Origin of the sequence: Enterobacter cloacae complex sp. ECNIH7, from assembly GCF_002208095.1 — a bacterium.
In the GTDB taxonomy this organism is placed as follows: domain Bacteria; phylum Pseudomonadota; class Gammaproteobacteria; order Enterobacterales; family Enterobacteriaceae; genus Enterobacter; species Enterobacter cloacae_M.
This window is the reverse complement of sequence record NZ_CP017990.1, coordinates 4,968,054-4,985,451: the sequence shown is the minus strand read 5'-3', so window position 1 is coordinate 4,985,451 and position 17,398 is coordinate 4,968,054. Positions and strand designations below refer to the sequence as shown.

The following is a 17,398-nucleotide window of genomic DNA, read 5'->3' as shown; positions in this document are numbered from 1 at the left end:
GAGAAGGGGCTACGGCCCCTTTTTTTTATGCCAGCAACTTCTGCAGATGCAGCAGCAAACGATCGATAGCGCGGTAGCTCAGCGCCTCCTGCAAATGCTTTCTCTCAATGTCAGTGCACCCCTCCACGTCAGCAATGGTTCTGGCCACTTTTAGCAAACGCTGCCACGCACGTATAGACAGCCCAAAGCGGGTCAACGTTTCCTCCAGCCATCCCGCATCCTCACTGTTAAGGGAACAAAACTGCCGGATCCCGGCATTATCCAGCCGGGCATTTAGCCTGTTCTGACGAGCATACTGTCGCGTCTGGGCCGCAATCACCCGCTCGCGTACATCAGCTGAGCTTTCACCCGTGATACCCGTCTGCCTGAGCAGACCCGGCGGAGGAAGGGGGATTTCGAGGGATAAATCGAAACGGTCAAGGAACGGGCCGGATAACTTACCCAGATAGCGCAACGTTTGCTCCGGCGTACAGCGGTTATGGTTGCCCTGGTAGTGGCCCGTCGGGCTGGGATTCATCGCCGCGACCAGCTGAAACTGCGCGGGATAGCTTATTTTGGCCCGCGTGCGCGAGATATGTATTTCGCCAGATTCAATAGGTTCTCTCAGTGCATCCAGCACGCGGCGCTCAAACTCGGGCAGCTCATCGAGAAATAGAATTCCATTATGGGCCAGAGAGATCTCTCCCGGCCCGGGGATAGACCCGCCGCCGACCATTGCCGTCAGTGAAGCGCTATGATGCGGGGAACGAAAAGGGCGACGGCGCCACTGTTTTTGCAACGATGCAGAACTGATGAGGCTATATATGGCAGCGCTTTCCAGCGCTTCATGATTATTGAGCGGTGGAAGCAATCCACTCAACCTGCTCGCCAGCATCGTTTTCCCCGTACCAGGTGGACCAATCAACAGAAGATTGTGCCCACCTGCGGCCGTAATCTCCAGCGCCCGTTTCCCTTGCTCCTGCCCCATAATCTCGCTGAGATCCTCCGGGACGTCGGTTATAACATCGTCACACTCCTCCGGCTCGGACAGTTCATGTCGTCCTTCCAGCCAGGCACAAACTTCCTGTAAATGTCCCGCGATGAGGCATCCTTTCTCGGCGATAAGACTCACTTCTGATGCGTTTTCATTTGCGACAATGATTTGCCGCCCGGCACGTATGGCCTCCAGCGCTCCTGATATCGCACCGGGAACGCCTCTTAACGCGCCTGTAAGCGCGAGTTCGCCAACGAACTCATACGAGCCTAGCCGTGTCGTATTAAGCTGCTCAGAAGCCGCGAGAAGGGCAATGGCGATAGGTAAATCGTATCGTCCCCCCTCTTTAGGCAGATCGGCGGGGGCAAGGTTGATGGTGATCTTCTTCGCGGGGAAGGTATAACCGCTATTTATTATTGCGCTGCGAACGCGATCTCTGGCCTCTTTAACCGTCGTTTCAGGTAACCCGACAAGAGTGAGTCCGGGTAGCCCATTGCTCAAATGAACCTCGACGGAAATAAGCGGTGCCTTTACCCCGAGAGCCGCACGCGTATAAACAACTGACAGTGACATTTGCACTACCTCCTGGTGTGACTATGCCAGCGCCGGTTTTGTCTGTTTAGCGTCATTTTGCGAATTTACGCCGCTCATTCAGAGATTTTAAGCGCACACTGATACCCTTGCATAACCGTGGAAACCTCCTCGCAGAATGTAAAAAGCCCCGTTTTGACGGTAAGAACCGCAGTGAAAAAATGAAAAATATTCATTTTCTAATTTCCGTATATAAAACAACGGTTTTTAGAAATATGATTCGCTACCTAATCAAATTCGTCATAAATAAATCTTGTGTTTGATTTAAAAACTGTGATAACTCTTTAGGTATTCCTTCGAACAAGATGCAAAAAGAACTGAAAATGACAGCCCTTCTACGAGTGATTAGCCTGGTCGTGATTAGCGTGGTGGTGATTATTATCCCACCGTGCGGGGCTGCACTTGGACGAGGAAAGGCTTAGAAATCAAGCCTTAACGAACTAAGACCCCCGCACCGAAAGGTCCGGGGGTTTTTTTATGACTAAAAAACGTAAATGAGGAGCAGAGAATGACGACTAGCACAAAATTCTGTTTCTCCCGATTTATGACGGGGAACTAACTATGAATGGGGCACAGTGGGTAGTACATGCGTTGCGCGCGCAGGGAGTCGAAACCGTATTCGGTTATCCGGGTGGCGCAATTATGCCGATTTACGATGCACTGTATGACGGCGGCGTGGAACATCTCTTGTGCCGACACGAGCAGGGCGCAGCGATGGCAGCCATCGGTTATGCCCGCGCGACCGGTAAAACCGGCGTGTGTATGGCGACTTCAGGCCCGGGCGCAACGAACCTGATCACCGGCCTGGCTGACGCGCTGCTGGATTCCGTTCCCGTTGTCGCCATCACCGGGCAGGTGGCGTCTTCGTTCATCGGTACCGATGCTTTTCAGGAAGTCGACGTCCTCGGTTTATCGCTGGCCTGCACCAAACACAGCTTCCTCGTCCAGTCTCTGGAAGAGCTGCCGCGCGTAATGGCAGAAGCGTTCGACGTGGCAAACTCCGGTCGTCCCGGTCCGGTTCTGGTTGATATCCCGAAAGATATCCAGGTGGCACTCGGCGAGCTGGAACCGCACTTCTCTACCGTTGAAAGCGACGATGTCTTTCCGGAAGCGGAAGTTGAAGAGGCCCGTCAGATGCTGGCCCAGGCGAAACAGCCAATGCTGTACGTCGGCGGTGGCGTCGGCATGGCACAGGCCGTTCCTGCCCTGCGCGAATTTATCGCAACAACGCAGATGCCAGCGACCTGCACGTTGAAAGGTCTCGGTGCAGTCGACGCGGATTACCCCTACTATCTGGGCATGCTGGGAATGCACGGCACCAAAGCGGCAAACCTGGCGGTGCAGGAGTGCGATCTGCTCATCGCCGTAGGTGCACGTTTTGACGACCGCGTCACCGGCAAGCTGAATACCTTTGCGCCGAACGCCAAAGTCATTCATATGGATATCGACCCGGCAGAGATGAACAAGCTGCGTCAGGCGCATGTCGCCTTGCAGGGCGATCTCAACGCGCTGTTACCGGCATTGCAGCAGCCGCTGGATATCAACGCATGGCGTCAGCACACCGCTGATATGCGCGCCGAGCACGCCTGGCGTTACGACCACCCCGGCGAGGCCATCTACGCGCCGCTGCTGTTGAAGCAGTTGTCCGACCGTAAACCGGCTGACAGCGTCGTCACCACCGACGTAGGCCAGCACCAGATGTGGTCCGCGCAGCACATGACCTACACCCGTCCGGAAAATTTCATCACCTCCAGCGGCTTGGGTACCATGGGCTTCGGTCTGCCGGCAGCCGTTGGCGCGCAGGTTGCCCGCCCGAACGATACCGTTATCTGTATCTCCGGTGACGGCTCCTTCATGATGAACGTTCAGGAGCTCGGCACCGTTAAGCGCAAGCAGTTACCGCTGAAGATCGTGTTGCTTGATAACCAGCGTTTAGGGATGGTTCGCCAGTGGCAACAGCTGTTCTTCCAGGAGCGTTACAGCGAAACGACGCTCACCGATAACCCCGATTTCCTCACCCTGGCCAGCGCCTTTGGCATCCCTGGTCAGCACATCACCCGTAAAGATCAGGTTGAAGCGGCGCTCGACACCATGCTGAACAGCGATGGGCCTTACCTGCTTCATGTCTCAATCGACGAACTCGAGAACGTCTGGCCGTTGGTACCGCCTGGTGCCAGTAACTCACAAATGATGGAGAAATTATCATGATGCAGCATCAGGTCGCCGTACAGGCTCGCTTCAACCCGGAAACCTTAGAACGCGTTTTGCGTGTGGTGCGTCATCGTGGTTTTCAGATTTGCTCTATGAATATGGAGGCGGCCACTGACGCCCGGAATATCAGTATCGAATTAACCGTTGCCAGCCCGCGGTCGGTCGACTTACTGTTTAGTCAGTTATCAAAGCTGGTAGACGTTGCCCATGTTGCCATCTGCCAGAGCACAACCACATCACAACAAATCCGCGCTTAAGCGTGACAGGACGAAAAAATGACGACAAAAAAAGCTGATTACATTTGGTTCAACGGTGAGATGGTTCGCTGGGAGGACGCGAAGGTCCACGTGATGTCCCACGCGCTGCACTACGGTACCTCCGTATTTGAAGGCATCCGCTGCTACGATTCTCACAAAGGGCCAGTGGTGTTCCGCCATCGCGAACACATGCAGCGTCTGCATGACTCAGCCAAAATTTATCGTTTTCCGGTTTCACAAAGCGTTGATGAGCTGATGGAAGCCTGCCGCGACGTGATCCGTAAAAACAACCTGACCAGCGCCTATATCCGTCCGCTGGTCTTCGTGGGTGACGTCGGTATGGGCGTGAACCCGCCAGCCGGCTATACCACAGATGTGATCATTGCCGCGTTCCCGTGGGGTGCTTACCTGGGGGCAGAAGCCCTGGAGCAGGGGATCGACGCAATGGTCTCTTCCTGGAACCGCGTTGCGCCAAACACTATCCCGACCGCCGCGAAAGCAGGCGGGAACTATCTCTCCTCATTGCTGGTCGGTAGCGAAGCGCGCCGCCACGGCTATCAGGAAGGTATCGCCCTCGACGTAAATGGCTACATCTCTGAAGGTGCGGGTGAAAACCTGTTTGAAGTGAAAGACGGCATTTTGTTCACGCCGCCATTCACCTCGTCCGCGCTGCCGGGCATCACCCGTGACGCCATCATCAAGCTGGCGAAAGATCTGGGTATCGAAGTACGCGAGCAGGTACTGTCCCGCGAATCCCTGTATCTGGCAGATGAAGTGTTTATGTCCGGCACGGCGGCTGAAATCACGCCGGTACGCAGCGTGGACGGTATCCAGGTGGGCGAAGGCCGCTGCGGTCCGGTCACCAAGCGTATTCAGCAAGCGTTCTTTGGCCTCTTCACCGGCGAAACAGAAGATAAATACGGCTGGTTGGATCAGGTTAATCACTAAGCATAAATTTGGGACGGCACGCACCGTCCCATTAAATAGTCAGACGGGAGTCAATAAAGCATGCCTAAGTATCGTTCAGCCACCACCACCCACGGCCGTAATATGGCGGGAGCCCGCGCGCTGTGGCGCGCCACCGGAATGACCGACGCCGATTTCGGCAAGCCGATTATCGCCGTGGTGAACTCCTTCACCCAGTTTGTACCGGGCCACGTGCACCTGCGCGATCTCGGTAAGCTGGTTGCCGAGCAAATCGAAGCCTCCGGCGGCGTGGCGAAAGAGTTCAACACCATTGCGGTGGATGACGGTATCGCGATGGGGCACGGGGGCATGCTCTATTCACTGCCGTCGCGCGAGCTGATCGCCGACTCCGTAGAATATATGGTGAACGCCCACTGCGCCGATGCGATGGTCTGCATCTCCAACTGCGACAAAATCACCCCGGGGATGCTGATGGCCTCCCTGCGCCTGAACATTCCGGTGATCTTCGTCTCCGGCGGCCCGATGGAAGCGGGGAAAACCAAGCTCTCCGACAAAATCATCAAGCTCGACCTGGTCGATGCGATGATCCAGGGCGCGGACCCGAAAGTCTCTGACGAGCAGAGCGACCAGGTGGAACGCTCAGCGTGTCCGACCTGCGGCTCCTGTTCCGGTATGTTCACGGCGAACTCGATGAACTGTCTGACCGAAGCGCTGGGTCTGTCTCAGCCGGGCAACGGCTCGCTGCTGGCGACCCACGCAGACCGTAAACAGCTGTTCCTTAACGCCGGTAAGCGTATCGTTGAGCTGACCAAACGCTACTACGAGCAGGACGACGCCAGCGCGCTGCCGCGCAACATCGCCAGCAAGGCCGCATTCGAAAACGCCATGACGCTGGATATCGCCATGGGCGGCTCCACCAACACCGTTCTGCACCTGCTGGCCGCCGCGCAGGAAGCCGAAATCGACTTCACCATGAGCGACATCGACAAGCTGTCCCGCAAAGTCCCGCAGCTGTGTAAAGTCGCGCCGAGTACCCAGAAGTATCATATGGAAGACGTACACCGTGCCGGTGGCGTAATCGGTATTCTCGGTGAGCTGGATCGCGCCGGGCTGCTGAACCGTGACGTGAAAAACGTACTCGGCCTGACGCTGCCGGAATCGCTGGACCAGTTCGACGTGATGCTGACCAAAGACGACGCGGTGAAAAAAATGTTCCGCGCCGGTCCTGCTGGTATTCGTACCACCCAGGCGTTCTCGCAGGATTGTCGCTGGGATACGCTGGACGATGACCGCGCCGAAGGCTGCATCCGCTCGCTGGAACATGCCTACAGCAAAGACGGCGGTCTGGCCGTGCTGTACGGTAACTTCGCGGAAAACGGCTGCATCGTGAAAACCGCAGGCGTGGACGACAGCATCCTGAAATTCACCGGGCCGGCGAAGGTATACGAAAGCCAGGATGAAGCGGTAGATGCCATCCTCGGCGGCAAAGTGGTGGAAGGCGACGTGGTTGTTATTCGCTACGAAGGACCGAAAGGCGGCCCGGGCATGCAGGAGATGCTCTACCCAACCACCTTCCTGAAATCTATGGGACTCGGTAAAGCCTGTGCGCTGATTACCGACGGACGTTTCTCCGGCGGCACCTCCGGCCTCTCTATCGGCCACGTTTCCCCTGAAGCGGCAAGCGGCGGCAACATCGCCATCATCGAAGACGGCGACCTGATCGAAATCGACATTCCGAATCGCGGCATTCAGCTGAAGCTGAGCGACCAGGAAATTGCGGCCCGTCGTGAAGCGCAGGAGGCCCGCGGCGACAAAGCCTGGACGCCGAAAGACCGCCAGCGTGAAGTCTCCTTCGCCCTGCGCGCCTACGCGAGCCTTGCCACCAGTGCAGATAAAGGCGCGGTGCGCGATAAATCTAAACTTGGGGGCTAATGATGGCCGAGTCACAACCCTTATCCGCCGCCCCTGAGGGGGCGGAATATCTGAGAGCGGTGCTACGCGCGCCGGTCTATGAAGCCGTGCAGGTTACGCCCCTGCAGAAAATGGAAAAACTCTCTTCGCGCCTCGACAACGTCATTCTGGTCAAGCGCGAAGACCGTCAGCCGGTGCACAGCTTTAAGCTGCGCGGCGCCTACGCGATGATGGCCGGGCTGACCGACGAGCAAAAAGCGCGCGGCGTGATTACCGCGTCGGCGGGCAACCACGCCCAGGGCGTGGCGTTCTCGTCTGCTCGTCTGGGGCTGAAGGCGCTGATCGTGATGCCGGTTGCTACCGCAGATATCAAAGTCGACGCGGTGCGCGGTTTCGGCGGCGAAGTGCTGCTCCACGGCGCCAACTTTGACGAAGCCAAAGCCAAAGCGATTGAGCTGGCGCAGCAGCAGGGCTTTACCTGGGTGCCGCCGTTCGACCACCCGATGGTGATTGCCGGGCAGGGCACGCTGGCGCTGGAACTGCTGCAGCAGGATGCCCATCTCGACCGCGTCTTCGTTCCGGTTGGCGGCGGTGGCCTGGCTGCGGGCGTGGCGGTGCTGATCAAACAGCTGATGCCGCAGATCAAAGTCATTGCCGTTGAAGCGGAAGACTCTGCCTGCCTGAAAGCGGCGCTGGATGTGGGTCATCCGGTAGATCTGCCGCGCGTCGGGCTGTTTGCCGAGGGCGTGGCGGTGAAGCGCATTGGGGATGAAACCTTCCGCCTGTGTCAGGAGTATCTCGACGATATCGTCACGGTTGATAGCGACGCCATCTGCGCGGCGATGAAGGATCTGTTCGAGGATGTGCGCGCGGTGGCGGAACCGTCAGGCGCGCTGGCGCTGGCGGGAATGAAGAAATACATCGCGCAGCACAACATTCGCGGCGAGCGACTGGCGCACGTGCTGTCTGGTGCGAACGTGAACTTCCACGGTCTGCGCTACGTTTCCGAGCGCTGCGAGCTGGGTGAACAGCGTGAAGCGCTGCTGGCGGTGACGATTCCTGAAGAGAAGGGCAGCTTCCTGAAGTTCTGCCAGCTGCTGGGCGGCCGTTCGGTGACGGAGTTCAACTACCGTTTTGCCGATGCCAAAGACGCCTGCATTTTTGTCGGCGTGCGTCTGAGCCGCGGCGTGGAGGAGCGCAAAGAGATCCTCAACCTGCTGCATGAGGGCGGCTACAGCGTGGTCGATCTCTCTGACGATGAGATGGCGAAGCTGCACGTGCGCTACATGGTCGGCGGGCGTCCATCAAAGCCGCTCAGGGAACGTCTGTTTAGCTTCGAGTTCCCGGAATCACCGGGCGCGCTGCTCAAGTTCCTGCACACGCTGGGCACGCACTGGAATATTTCACTATTCCACTACCGCAGCCACGGCACCGACTACGGCCGCGTGCTGGCGGCGTTCGAACTGGGCGAGCACGAGCCGGATTTCGAAACGCGGCTGAACGAGCTGGGCTATGAGTGCCACGATGAAACCCATAACCCGGCGTTCAGGTTCTTCCTGGCGGGCTAGTGGTTCGGCAATATCTGCCAGAACGCATCAATTAGCGGCTCATGCAGCCGCTTTTTTTGTGCGCACACGCCAAGCTCAAACGGCGTCTTCTCGTCGCTGCGCTCCAGAATCATCACGCGATTGCGCACCGGTTCGGGGCTGTTTTCCAGCACCACTTCCGGCAGCAGCGCCACGCCGCAGCCCAGCGCCACCATCGACACCATCGCCTCGTGGCCGCTGACCGTGGCGTAAATCGACGGATTGCTGATTTTCTGACGACGGAACCACAGCTCGATACGGCGGCGCACCGGCCCCTGATCGGCCATGATAAAAGGTACCGTCGACCAGTCCGGTTTTTCCACCGACACCTGATTACGCACCGGGCAGGGCAGCGCCGGGGCAATCAGTACTACCGCCAGATTCTCCAGCATCGAGAATGCCACCGCGCCTGGCAGGGTTTCGGGTTTTCCGGCGATGGCGAGATCCGCTTCGCCCGTCACCACTTTTTCCATTGCGTCGGAGGCGTCGCCGGTGGTGAGCTTAATTTCAACCGACGGATGCGCCGCGCGGAATCGGTCAAGGATGGGCGGCAGATGGCTATAGGCGGCGGTCACGGAGCAGAAAATATGCAGTTCGCCGGAAAGTGACGGCCCCTGCTGGTCAATCGAGTGCCGCAGCTGCTGGTACTGCAACAGCGTCTGCTGGGCAAAAATCCTCAGCTCTTCACCCGCTTCCGTGAGCGTGACGGTGCGGTTATCACGCACGAACAGCGGCTGTCCGAGGTCTTCCTCAAGGCGCTGGATCTGGCGTGAAAGCGTGGAGGGGCTAACGTGCATCGCCCGTGCGCTGCGGCCAAAATGGCGGCTTTCCGCCAGGTGCAGGAACATTTTCAGATCGCGTAAATCCACCGATTCCACTCCCTCTTTTTACATTGCAAAAATTGCAACATGACGTTGTGAATATATCAATTTCCGCAATAAATTTCCTGTTGTAATGTGGGTACATTCTCGCTGAAACGCGAACCGAACAATAAGACACACAACATCACGAGGTATCACCCATGGCTAACTACTTTAATACACTGAACTTGCGCCAGCAGCTGGCGCAGCTGGGCAAATGCCGCTTCATGGCGCGCGACGAATTTGCCGATGGCGCGAGCTACCTTCAGGGTAAAAAAGTGGTCATCGTCGGCTGTGGCGCACAGGGTCTGAACCAGGGCCTGAACATGCGTGACTCCGGTCTGGATATCTCCTACGCTCTGCGCAAAGAAGCGATCGCCGAGAAGCGTGCTTCCTGGCGTAAAGCGACCGAAAACGGCTTCAAAGTGGGCACCTATGAAGAGCTGATCCCGCAGGCGGATCTGGTGGTTAACCTGACCCCGGACAAGCAGCACTCTGACGTTGTGCGTTCAGTACAGCCGCTGATGAAAGACGGCGCCGCGCTGGGTTACTCCCACGGCTTCAACATCGTTGAAGTGGGCGAGCAGATCCGTAAAGACATCACCGTGGTGATGGTGGCGCCGAAGTGCCCGGGTACGGAAGTACGCGAAGAGTACAAGCGTGGCTTCGGCGTGCCGACCCTGATCGCGGTTCACCCGGAAAACGATCCGAAAGGCGAAGGCATGGCGATTGCCAAAGCATGGGCAGCGGCAACCGGCGGCCACCGTGCGGGCGTGCTGGAATCTTCCTTCGTTGCCGAAGTGAAATCTGACCTGATGGGCGAGCAGACCATTCTGTGCGGTATGCTGCAGGCCGGTTCTCTGCTGTGCTTCGACAAGCTGGTGGAAGAGGGTACCGACCCGGCATACGCGGAAAAACTGATTCAGTTCGGCTGGGAAACCATCACCGAAGCGCTGAAGCAGGGCGGTATTACGCTGATGATGGATCGTCTGTCCAACCCGGCAAAACTGCGTGCTTACGCGCTGTCTGAACAGCTGAAGACCATCATGGCGCCGCTGTTCCAGAAACATATGGACGACATCATCTCCGGCGAGTTCTCTTCCGGCATGATGGCAGACTGGGCGAACGACGATAAGAAACTGCTGACCTGGCGTGAAGAGACCGGTAAAACCGCGTTCGAAACCGCGCCACAGTATGAAGGTAAAATCGGCGAGCAGGAGTACTTCGATAAAGGCGTTCTGATGATCGCGATGGTGAAAGCAGGCGTTGAGCTGGCGTTCGAAACCATGGTGGATTCCGGTATCATCGAAGAGTCTGCGTACTACGAATCACTGCACGAGCTGCCGCTGATCGCGAACACCATCGCCCGTAAGCGTCTGTACGAAATGAACGTGGTGATCTCTGATACCGCAGAATACGGTAACTACCTGTTCTCTTACGCCTGCGTACCGCTGCTGAAAGAGTTTATGACCACTCTGCAGACGGGCGATCTGGGTAAAGCGATTGCGGAAGGTGCGGTGGATAACGCGCAGCTGCGTGATGTTAACGAAGCGATTCGCAGCCACCAGATCGAGAAAGTGGGCCACAAACTGCGTGGCTACATGACCGATATGAAGCGTATTGCGGTAGCGGGTTAACAACAGGGGCGGGCTGATGCCCTCACCCCGCCCCTCTCCCGCGGGGAGAGGGTGCAAACATTAAAGGCCTTCTCTTAGAGAAGGCCTTGTTGTTTATTTCCGATACAGTACTTTAATAATGTGATACCCGAACTGGGTATGCAGCGGGCCGGTTGGCTCCAGCACCGGGCAGGAGAACACCACTTTATCGAACGCCGGAACCATCTGGCCCTGACGGAACTCACCCAGATCGCCGCCGCGTTTGCCTGACGGGCAGATAGAGTGCTTCTTCGCCAGCTTGCCGAAGTCGGCGCCGTTTTTAATCTGCTCCAGAAGATCTAAAGCCAGTTTCTCGTCTTTAACGAGGATGTGCACTGCTGCTGCTGTTTTTGCCATGATCGTGCCTTGAATAGGTTGAAATAAATCGGGGCGCAATATACCACGCGTCAGCGGCGATAAAGCACCTTAATGATATGGTAGCCAAATTTGGTTTTTACCGGGCCGTAGGGCTTCAGAAGCGGGCAGCTAAAGACCGCCCGATCGAACGGGCCGACCATCGCACCTTGTTGAAACTCGCCGAGATCCCCGCCATTGCGTCCGGACGGGCATTTAGAGTAACGCTTCGCCAGATGATCAAAGCTGATGCCGCGCTCCAGCTTGGCCAGGATCTCCTGAGCCAGTTTCTCTTCTTTTACCAGAATATGCAGGGCTGCTGCGGTCTTTTTCATGGTTCTGCTCTACGGGTTAAACGCGATTTCTCCACTTTATCATTAGCCGGTAAATCTGCGCCCGGCTTTCTGCTACAATCCACACCCCGTTCGAAGATTGAGCAACACTCCCATGCGTTTAAACCCTGGACAACAACAAGCGGTCGAATTCGTTACTGGACCATGCCTGGTGCTGGCAGGGGCCGGTTCGGGTAAAACCCGCGTGATCACCAACAAAATCGCCCATCTGATCCACAACTGTGGATATCAGGCGCGACACATTGCGGCGGTCACCTTTACCAATAAAGCGGCGCGCGAGATGAAAGAGCGCGTCGGCCAGACGCTGGGTCGTAAAGAGGCGCGCGGCCTGATGATTTCCACTTTCCACACGCTGGGACTAGATATCATCAAACGCGAGTATGCGGCGCTGGGAATGAAGTCCAACTTCTCGCTCTTCGATGACACCGATCAGGTGGCGCTGCTCAAAGAGCTCACCGAGGGGCTCATCGAAGATGACAAAGTGCTGTTGCAGCAGCTGATCTCGACGATCTCGAACTGGAAAAACGATCTGATGACGCCGGCCCAGGCCGCGGCGATCGCCAAAGGTGAACGGGATCGGATCTTCGCCCACTGCTACGGTCTGTACGATGCGCATATGAAAGCGTGTAACGTGCTGGACTTTGACGATCTGATCCTGCTGCCCACGCTGCTGCTGCAGCGCAATGAAGAGGTGCGCGAGCGCTGGCAGAACAAAATCCGCTACCTGCTGGTGGATGAATATCAGGACACCAACACCAGCCAGTACGAGCTGGTGAAGCTGCTGGTGGGGCAGCGCGCGCGTTTCACCGTGGTAGGCGACGACGACCAGTCAATTTACTCCTGGCGCGGTGCGCGCCCACAAAACCTGGTGCTGCTGAGCAAAGATTTCCCGGCCCTGCAGGTGATTAAGCTGGAGCAAAACTACCGCTCCTCCGGGCGTATCCTGAAGGCGGCAAACATCCTGATTGCCAATAACCCGCACGTATTTGAGAAGCGTCTCTTCTCCGAACTGGGCTACGGCACGGAGCTGAAAGTGCTCAGCGCCAACAATGAGGATCATGAAGCGGAGCGCGTGACGGGCGAACTTATCGCTCACCACTTCGTCAACAAAACCGAATATAAGGATTACGCGATCCTCTATCGCGGCAATCACCAGTCGCGCGTCTTTGAAAAGATGCTGATGCAGAACCGCATTCCGTACAAAATCTCGGGCGGCACGTCGTTCTTCTCGCGGCCAGAAATCAAAGATCTGCTGGCCTATCTTCGCGTGCTTACTAACCCGGATGACGACAGCGCGTTTCTGCGCATCGTGAATACGCCTAAACGCGAGATTGGCCCGGCGACGCTGCAAAAGCTCGGCGAGTGGGCGATGACCCGCAACAAAAGCATGTTTACCGCCAGCTTCGACATGGGGCTGAGCCAGACGTTAACCGGACGTGGTTATGATTCGTTAACCCGCTTCACCCACTGGCTTGGCGAAGTACAGCGTCTCGCGGAGCGGGAGCCGGTGGCGGCGGTGCGCGATCTCATTCACGGCATTGACTATGAGTCCTGGCTGTATGAAACCTCAGCCAGCCCGAAGGCGGCTGAGATGCGCATGAAAAACGTTAACCAGCTCTTCAGCTGGATGACCGAAATGCTGGAGGGCTCTGAAATCGACGAGCCAATGACCCTGACGCAGGTGGTCACTCGCTTTACCCTGCGCGACATGATGGAGCGCGGCGAGAGCAAAGAAGAGGCCGATCAGGTTCAGCTGATGACGCTGCATGCGTCAAAAGGGCTGGAGTTCCCGTATGTGTATCTGGTCGGCATGGAAGAGGGATTGTTGCCGCACCAGAGCAGCATTGATGAAGATAACGTCGACGAGGAGCGCCGTCTGGCCTACGTGGGGATCACCCGCGCGCAGAAAGAGCTGACGTTCACGCTGTGTAAAGAGCGCCGCCAGTATGGTGAACTGGTACGCCCGGAGCCGAGTCGTTTCCTGCTGGAACTGCCGCAGGATGACCTGATCTGGGAACAGGAGCGCAAAGTGATTACCGCAGAAGAGCGGATGCACAAGGGTCAGGCTAACGTGGCAAACATCCGCGCCATGCTGGCAAAAGCCAAAGAGAAAGGATAATTCCGTAGGGATCTGTAGGCCGGGTAAGGCGAAGCCGCACCCGGCAATGTTCAGCGTATTACTTTACTTCCAGCACCCAGTGCACGTAGCTCTGCCACTGGCACTCCTGTTCGATCATCTCGGCCCCTAACGGGTGACGATCAATCCAGTTCTCCGGCAGCGTCAGCGAAAGCTTCTCGTCATCGGCCACCAGATTAATGGCTGGCAGCAAATCATCGCGGCGGCGGCTGGCAAAGAGGATAGCCAGACGCAGCAGGCGGCACAGATGCTCGGCTACGCGCGGCGGTACGGCGTTTTGCTGATGCAAAGAGGAGAGATCGACGGCATTGGTCTGGTTCAGCAGCAGCGTTGCCAGCAGCTTTTTCTGCGCGGGCGTATAGCCCGGTAGATCAAGGTTTCGCACCAGATACGCTGCATGAGCCGGTGCCTGCTTAAAATCAATGCTCAGCCCCACTTCATGTAGCGCGCAGGCGCTCAGCAGTAAATCCCGGCACAGATGGTCAAGATCCCAGACGTTAGCGACCTGATCGGCGAAGCGTGACGCCAGCTGCGATACGCGTCCGGCCTGATCGATATCAACCATAAAACGACGCTGCACATTGCGCAGAGTACGGCTGCGGATATCCTGATCGACCGAAAGATGTAACATCCCGTAGACCAGACCTTCGCGCAGCGCGCCGCCGGCCAGGGTCATACACTGGATGTTCAGTTCGGTGAAAATAGCGATAAGAATAGCCAGCCCGCTCGGGAAGACCAGTGCGCGTTCCAGCGTCAGGCCTTCAATTTCCAGCTCTTCCAGGCGTCCACACTGAATGGCGCGCTGTTTTAGCTGCTGAAGCTTGGCAAGCGTAATCCGCTCGTCCATTCCTTGCGCCATCATGATTTCCTGCAGAGCCTGCACGGTACCCGAGGCACCCACGCAGACTTTCCAGCCGTGATAGCGCAGCTCGTCCATCACCGGGCGTAACACTTCGCGCGCGGCGTTTTCTGCCTCGTCGAAGTTCTCTTTCGCCAGATTCCGATCGGTAAAGTAGCGCTCAAGCCAGGTCACGCAGCCCATCGACAGGCTGAACAGCGACGTTGCCTGCGCGCCGGTACCGGTCACAAGCTCGGTACTGGCACCACCGATATCCACCACCAGACGGCGATCGTCACCTCCCGTGGTGTGCGCAACGCCCTGGTAAATCAGGCGAGCTTCTTCTTCACCGCTGATAATCTGTACCGGACAACCCAGAATTTCCTGCGCTCTGGCAATGAAATCCACAGCGTTAACCGCCAGGCGGAGTGTCGCAGTGGCGACCACGGTGATTTGGGCGTGCGGGATATCCTGAAGACGTTCGGCAAAGAGCCGCAGACACTGCCAGCCACGTTCCATGGCTTCAGGCGAGAGGTGATTGTCACTGCTCAGGCCCGCAGCGAGGCGGACCTTGCGCTTGATGCGCGTCAGCGTTTGTATGCTTCCCGCCACCTCGCGCACAACCAGCATATGAAAACTATTCGAACCGAGATCAATTGCCGCATAAAGCGAGGTGGAGCTGAGCATATTTTCTTAACCTGAACGACGACGATTACGCGGCGCGCCACCTGAACGACGCGGACCATTGCCGGAGCGTGGGCGGGTTAGACGCTTAGGCGGCGGCAGTTCGCTTAACAGCGCTTCCGGATTGTATTTGCTCTGCGGAATAGAGTGACCGATATACGTCTCAATGGCCGGGAGATTCAGCGCATACTCTTCACACGCAAGGCTGATCGAGTGACCGCTTGCGCCCGCACGACCGGTACGACCGATACGGTGTACGTAGTCTTCGCAGTCGTCTGGCAGATCGTAGTTAAAGACGTGCGTCACGGCCGGAATGTGCAGACCACGAGCGGCAACGTCGGTTGCGACCAGAATATCAAGATCGCCACGGGTAAACTCTTCCAGAATACGCAGGCGTTTTTTCTGCGCCACGTCGCCGGTCAACAGGCCAACACGGTGACCGTCTGCAGCCAGATGGCCCCAGATGTCTTCACAACGGTGCTTGGTGTTCGCGAAGATAATGGCGCGATCTGGCCACTCTTCTTCAATCAGCGTTTGCAGCAGACGCATTTTCTCTTCATTGGAAGGATAGAAGAGCTCTTCTTTAATGCGGTGACCCGTTTTCTGCTCCGGTTCCACTTCTACATATTCGGCGTTGTTCATCTGTTCGAACGCCAGCTCGCGTACGCGATAAGAAAGGGTAGCGGAGAACAGCATATTCAGACGCTGATTGGCCGGCGGCATGCGGCGGAACAGCCAGCGAATGTCTTTAATGAAGCCCAGATCGTACATGCGGTCAGCTTCATCGAGCACCACAACCTGGATGGCACCGAGGTTAATGTGGTTCTGTTTGGCGTAATCGATAAGACGGCCGGTGGTACCGATCAGGATATCCACACCGCTTTCCAGCACTTTCAGCTGTTTATCGTAGCCGTCGCCGCCATAGGCCAGGCCAAGCTTCAGTCCGGTAGACTGCGCCAGGGGTTCAGCGTCTGCGTGGATCTGTACCGCAAGTTCTCGCGTCGGGGCCATAATTAGCGCGCGCGGCTGGTTAACTTTGCGGTCTGCAATCGCTGGGTGAGAAAGTAAATAATGAAACGTTGACGTTAAAAACGCCATCGTTTTGCCGGTACCGGTTTGCGCCTGCCCGGCAACATCGCGACCGGCCAGCGTCAGCGGCAGCGCGAGGGCCTGAATGGGCGTGCAGTTATGAAACCCTTTATTTTCAAGGGCTTCAATCACCTTCGGGTGCAGCGCGAAGTCGGAAAACTTCTGTTCTGTTAAATGTGTTTTGCTCATAGTGTGGTAGAATATCAGCTTACTATTGCTTTACGAAAGCGTATCCGGTGAAATAAAGTCAACCTTTAGTTGGTTAATGCGACATCAACACGTCGTTGGTGGAGACAAAACCAACGTACCAGGCTTATTCCTGTGGAGTTATATATGAGCGATAAAATTATTCACCTGACTGACGACAGTTTTGACACGGACGTACTTAAGGCTGACGGGCTGATCCTCGTCGATTTCTGGGCTGAATGGTGTGGTCCTTGCAAAATGATCGCCCCGATTCTGGATGAGATCGCCGACGAATATCAGGGCAAACTGACCGTTGCCAAGCTGAACATCGACCAAAACCCGGGCACCGCACCAAAATACGGTATCCGTGGCATCCCAACCCTTCTGCTGTTCAAAAACGGCGAAGTGGCAGCGACCAAAGTGGGCGCGCTGTCCAAAGGTCAACTGAAAGAGTTCCTGGACGCTAACCTGGCGTAAGGTTTCTCCGCTGTGCGTTCAGGGCTCCCGGCTAAATGATGTGGAACTCTGGACGCCCGGCTGAAGTCGTGCTAAGTTAGCTATGACTTCGTTTTAAACATATCTTGTTGTTTGAATCTTGTTTTACCCGATACTTCCCGTTGTTAACATGAACAGTGCGTGAAGTGGCTAAATTCCGGGCTTGTCACTCAATCCGTCTTGTCGTTTCAGTTCTGCGTTCTTTCCCTGTGACCAGACAGCGAACAGACATGAGTCGATGGCCGCTAAACAGGCATGGATGACCCTGCCATACCATTCACAACATTAAGT

16 protein-coding genes are annotated in these 17,398 nt (G+C 56.7%); 10 read left to right on the top strand and 6 right to left on the bottom strand.

The features are described from left to right. Window positions 1-25: 25 nt before the first annotated feature. The gene (locus tag WM95_RS24870) at window positions 26-1,546 is read right to left on the bottom strand and encodes a YifB family Mg chelatase-like AAA ATPase (RefSeq protein WP_063408185.1); all 1,521 of its coding nucleotides are present in this window, start codon (window positions 1,544-1,546) and stop codon (window positions 26-28) included. A 341-nt stretch (window positions 1,547-1,887) separates the two neighbouring features. Between WM95_RS24870 and ilvL the strand changes: the two genes are divergently transcribed. The 7 genes from ilvL (at window position 1,888) to ilvA (ending at window position 8,438) form a co-directional block, all read left to right on the top strand. Further along, entirely contained in the window at window positions 1,888-1,986 is a 99-nt protein-coding gene (gene ilvL, locus WM95_RS24865; RefSeq protein ID WP_001311244.1) for an ilv operon leader peptide, read from the top strand. 86 nt (window positions 1,987-2,072) lie between these two features. Next, window positions 2,073-2,123 (top strand): peptide IlvX, encoded by a 51-nt coding sequence (ilvX, locus tag WM95_RS27555; RefSeq protein ID WP_166792073.1) that lies wholly within the window; start codon window positions 2,073-2,075, stop codon window positions 2,121-2,123. A 2-nt stretch (window positions 2,124-2,125) separates the two neighbouring features. Continuing rightward, complete coding sequence (gene ilvG, locus WM95_RS24860; protein ID WP_063408184.1) at window positions 2,126-3,772, top strand: acetolactate synthase 2 catalytic subunit; 1,647 nt, start codon at window positions 2,126-2,128, stop codon at window positions 3,770-3,772. Next, window positions 3,769-4,032, top strand: coding sequence for an acetolactate synthase 2 small subunit (gene ilvM, locus WM95_RS24855; RefSeq protein WP_023309655.1), 264 nt, complete (start codon window positions 3,769-3,771; stop codon window positions 4,030-4,032). The genes ilvG and ilvM overlap by 4 nt, the downstream gene beginning before the upstream one ends. A gap of 18 nt (window positions 4,033-4,050) precedes the next feature. Further along, window positions 4,051-4,980, top strand: coding sequence for a branched-chain-amino-acid transaminase (gene ilvE, locus WM95_RS24850; protein WP_023309654.1), 930 nt, complete (start codon window positions 4,051-4,053; stop codon window positions 4,978-4,980). A gap of 60 nt (window positions 4,981-5,040) precedes the next feature. Next, window positions 5,041-6,891: a dihydroxy-acid dehydratase gene (gene ilvD / locus WM95_RS24845; RefSeq protein ID WP_063408183.1), complete on the top strand. Its 1,851-nt coding sequence runs from the start codon at window positions 5,041-5,043 to the stop codon at window positions 6,889-6,891. A gap of 2 nt (window positions 6,892-6,893) precedes the next feature. Continuing rightward, a complete protein-coding gene (gene ilvA, locus WM95_RS24840; protein ID WP_088545059.1) occupies window positions 6,894-8,438 on the top strand; it encodes a threonine ammonia-lyase, biosynthetic in 1,545 nt (514 codons plus the stop codon). On the opposite strand, the gene ilvY is transcribed toward ilvA, so the two are convergent. Further along, entirely contained in the window at window positions 8,435-9,325 is an 891-nt protein-coding gene (gene ilvY, locus WM95_RS24835; protein ID WP_032641403.1) for an HTH-type transcriptional activator IlvY, read from the bottom strand. The genes ilvA and ilvY overlap by 4 nt on opposite strands. A 152-nt stretch (window positions 9,326-9,477) precedes the next feature. Between ilvY and ilvC the strand changes: the two genes are divergently transcribed. After that, window positions 9,478-10,953 (top strand): ketol-acid reductoisomerase, encoded by a 1,476-nt coding sequence (gene ilvC / locus WM95_RS24830; protein ID WP_021242831.1) that lies wholly within the window; start codon window positions 9,478-9,480, stop codon window positions 10,951-10,953. Between the two features lie 93 nt (window positions 10,954-11,046). Here the strand turns inward: ilvC and ppiC (WM95_RS24825) are convergent, their stop codons facing one another. Continuing rightward, entirely contained in the window at window positions 11,047-11,328 is a 282-nt protein-coding gene (gene ppiC / locus WM95_RS24825) for a peptidylprolyl isomerase PpiC (protein ID WP_063408182.1), read from the bottom strand. A 50-nt stretch (window positions 11,329-11,378) separates the two neighbouring features. After that, window positions 11,379-11,660, bottom strand: coding sequence for a peptidylprolyl isomerase PpiC (ppiC, locus tag WM95_RS24820; protein ID WP_023309649.1), 282 nt, complete (start codon window positions 11,658-11,660; stop codon window positions 11,379-11,381). Window positions 11,661-11,772: 112 nt separating this feature from the next. On the opposite strand from ppiC (WM95_RS24820), the gene rep reads away from it, so the two are divergent. Beyond that, the gene (gene rep, locus WM95_RS24815) at window positions 11,773-13,797 is read left to right on the top strand and encodes a DNA helicase Rep (RefSeq protein ID WP_063408181.1); all 2,025 of its coding nucleotides are present in this window, start codon (window positions 11,773-11,775) and stop codon (window positions 13,795-13,797) included. Between the two features lie 58 nt (window positions 13,798-13,855). Here the strand turns inward: rep and gppA are convergent, their stop codons facing one another. Together gppA and rhlB are read right to left on the bottom strand one after the other, a co-directional pair. Further along, window positions 13,856-15,340: a guanosine-5'-triphosphate,3'-diphosphate diphosphatase gene (gppA, locus tag WM95_RS24810; protein WP_088544996.1), complete on the bottom strand. Its 1,485-nt coding sequence runs from the start codon at window positions 15,338-15,340 to the stop codon at window positions 13,856-13,858. A 6-nt stretch (window positions 15,341-15,346) separates the two neighbouring features. Continuing rightward, complete coding sequence (gene rhlB, locus WM95_RS24805) at window positions 15,347-16,615, bottom strand: ATP-dependent RNA helicase RhlB (RefSeq protein ID WP_023309646.1); 1,269 nt, start codon at window positions 16,613-16,615, stop codon at window positions 15,347-15,349. A 144-nt stretch (window positions 16,616-16,759) separates the two neighbouring features. Here rhlB and trxA point away from each other — a divergent pair, with 144 nt between their 5' ends. Further along, entirely contained in the window at window positions 16,760-17,089 is a 330-nt protein-coding gene (gene trxA, locus WM95_RS24800) for a thioredoxin TrxA (protein WP_006179218.1), read from the top strand. Window positions 17,090-17,398 lie beyond the last annotated feature (309 nt).

Coding starts and splice junctions, on each gene's coding strand:
- ilvM (WP_023309655.1), top strand. CDS start 3,769: ATGATGCAGCATCAGGTCGCCGTACAGGCTCGCTTCAACCCGGAAACC.
- ppiC (WP_023309649.1), bottom strand. CDS start 11,660: ATGAAAAAGACCGCAGCAGCCCTGCATATTCTGGTAAAAGAAGAGAAA.
- ilvD (WP_063408183.1), top strand. CDS start 5,041: ATGCCTAAGTATCGTTCAGCCACCACCACCCACGGCCGTAATATGGCG.
- ilvC (WP_021242831.1), top strand. CDS start 9,478: ATGGCTAACTACTTTAATACACTGAACTTGCGCCAGCAGCTGGCGCAG.
- ilvE (WP_023309654.1), top strand. CDS start 4,051: ATGACGACAAAAAAAGCTGATTACATTTGGTTCAACGGTGAGATGGTT.
- ilvG (WP_063408184.1), top strand. CDS start 2,126: ATGAATGGGGCACAGTGGGTAGTACATGCGTTGCGCGCGCAGGGAGTC.
- rhlB (WP_023309646.1), bottom strand. CDS start 16,615: ATGAGCAAAACACATTTAACAGAACAGAAGTTTTCCGACTTCGCGCTG.
- gppA (WP_088544996.1), bottom strand. CDS start 15,340: ATGCTCAGCTCCACCTCGCTTTATGCGGCAATTGATCTCGGTTCGAAT.
- ppiC (WP_063408182.1), bottom strand. CDS start 11,328: ATGGCAAAAACAGCAGCAGCAGTGCACATCCTCGTTAAAGACGAGAAA.
- rep (WP_063408181.1), top strand. CDS start 11,773: ATGCGTTTAAACCCTGGACAACAACAAGCGGTCGAATTCGTTACTGGA.
- trxA (WP_006179218.1), top strand. CDS start 16,760: ATGAGCGATAAAATTATTCACCTGACTGACGACAGTTTTGACACGGAC.
- ilvL (WP_001311244.1), top strand. CDS start 1,888: ATGACAGCCCTTCTACGAGTGATTAGCCTGGTCGTGATTAGCGTGGTG.
- ilvA (WP_088545059.1), top strand. CDS start 6,894: ATGGCCGAGTCACAACCCTTATCCGCCGCCCCTGAGGGGGCGGAATAT.
- WM95_RS24870 (WP_063408185.1), bottom strand. CDS start 1,546: ATGTCACTGTCAGTTGTTTATACGCGTGCGGCTCTCGGGGTAAAGGCA.